This window comes from Moorena sp. SIO3I6, assembly GCF_010672095.1.
Window position 1 is genome coordinate 1 of the sequence record NZ_JAAHHU010000775.1, and the last position, 2,249, is coordinate 2,249.

A 2,249-nucleotide genomic window follows, 5' to 3' on the forward strand; every position below is an offset into this window, starting at 1 on the left:
CTTTATACGGCTGGTTTAACTCAAACATCGCCATCATTACCCCCTCTGCCCATTCAGTATGTTGATTATGCGACTTGGCAACGCCGCCGATTCACCGGGGAGTTTAGAGATAGCCAAATTAAATACTAGGCAAACTCTTGTAGTTCAGCATTAGAACGGGCAAGTTCCTGACGCTGACGGGTTTCTGTTTCTAAAAGCTGGGCTTGGGCTAAGGCAATACCAATTTGGTCGGCCAGTTGTTGCAACAATTCACTTTCAAAGTTAGTCCATGGTCGTGGATTCGAACACTGATGGGCAATCAACAAACCCCAAAGTTTGTCTTGTTGCTGAATTGGTACCACTAGGTTAGCTTTTACCCCAAACTGTTGCAGCATTTCTACATGGCAAGCTTCGATATCAGAGTTTTCTAAGTCACAGATGTTGCTAACCCTTCCCTGACGATACTGATCCAGGTACTCTTCATGAAAGCAAGGATCTTCGATGCTTTGTCCGAGCATGATTGGCCAACCAGGTACTACTGCTTCTTGAAGCACTTTCCCCCAGCCATCAAAACTCAGTTGGAAGAGTACAACTCGGTCAGCCTTGAGAAATTGTTGCACTTCTGTAACCGCCGTTTGCAAAATCTGCTCCAGTTGTAGAGACTGGCGGATTTTCAGGGTAATTTCTGAAAACAATTGCGATCGCTGATTTTGGCGCTGGAGTTCTTGCTCTGCTAACTTACGGTCAGTAATGTCATCCACCACATAGGAAAATCGGGGGTGAGGAGCGGTTGTGTCGGGAATTGGGCATACAGTAGCGCATAACCACCGGGTATCGGTTTCAGTGGTGTGATCATACTCGAAGGAAATGGGCTGATTGCTTTGTTGGCTTTCTCGGTAATGGGTAATCCACCGACGGATATGAGTTTTGGGTGCCCCCAGGTCACTGGCTAACCGATTCTGCATGGCCTCGGGTGTAGTCCCGAAAAAATCCGCCGTACTCTTATTATCAGAAATATGCAGGATGTCATCATCCAGAAGTTCCACGACCCCCATCAATAGTGCGGAACTGTTGAAGAAACTACGCAGGGTCGATTCACTCTCGAGCAGTGCAGCTTCTGCCTGTTGGCGCTCTATTTCTGCTTGATGAGCTGCAATCAATCGACCAAGACTTTGAGCCATTAATTCTACAATTTCCCGTTCGTGAGGCTGGAAATCCGTTTCTCTTACCTGGGTTGAGGAAAAATTTAGGGAGCCGTAGACTTCACCATAGACAAATATAGGAGTCCCGATATAGGACTCAAGTTTTAGAGTTTGGTAGACTGGATGAGCGTGCATCAGCGCCATGTCACCTACATGAGTATAGGCAATGGTCTTTTTTTCGTGAACGACAACAGCACAATAGGTATTTTTTAATTCAAACTCTGAGCCAGCCACTAACCCTTCTAGATCAGACCTGACCGACAGGATGGTGTAGGAATTAAGGTGTACTTGACTTATAATGCCAGTGGGCATCCCTAAAATTTTACATCCCGTCTCCAGATAGTCAGCATACAGCAGCTCAAAGTTTTGGTAATTTGTGGTATTCAGCCGATGTAAGTGTTTGAGGTTGTTACTAAAGGTTTCCAGAGCCTGAGACTTTTGCAAAAGTTGCTCGTCTGCGTGCTTGTGTTCAGTGATGTCCCGTCCTACTGCCTGGAGCTCAATTAATTGACCCTGCTCGTTAAAGATGGCACGATCGCTCCACTGCTGCCAGCGCATCTCTCCTGTGGGCATAATCACCCGGTGTTCAACCGTTTCTACCGGATTCTCAGGGCTTAGAGAAGTAATACACTCTTCTAGCCTTTTGATATCCTCATTGGGAATCAATGGCAAAAACCGTTGCCCAATCAACTCTTCCTCTGACTTGCTGAAATAGCGACAGTAGGCACCATTGACAAAGGTAAGAGTTCCATCAGGACGGAAACGACAGATGAGTTCGGTTTGATCTTCGACAATAGCGCGATAGCGAGCCTCGCTTTGATACAATTCCTGCTGATTTTGCTCCCGCTCGGTTATATCATGGTTAAGACCAATGGTGGCCACCATATTGTCTTGCTGATCATAAAGAGGTACTACCACCGTTTCACACACCCCACACCTGCCATCTTTGCGAATAAAGTGAATCTCCCCAGACCAACGTCGGGACCTGGTCATCTCCTGGATAATCTGATCGGTTAGAACCGTCGCCTCTTCCGGTCGGTGCAAAATCCCTACAGTTGTACCCAATAC

The 2,249-nt window shown here is 46.7% G+C and carries 1 protein-coding gene; it reads right to left on the reverse strand.

The window, feature by feature from the left end; all coding sequences use genetic code 11:
• Positions 1–125: 125 nt before the first annotated feature.
• Positions 126–2,249, reverse strand: a 2,124-nt coding sequence (locus F6K49_RS42585) for a PAS domain S-box protein (RefSeq protein ID WP_293107469.1), incomplete at its 5' end; no start/stop codon positions are given.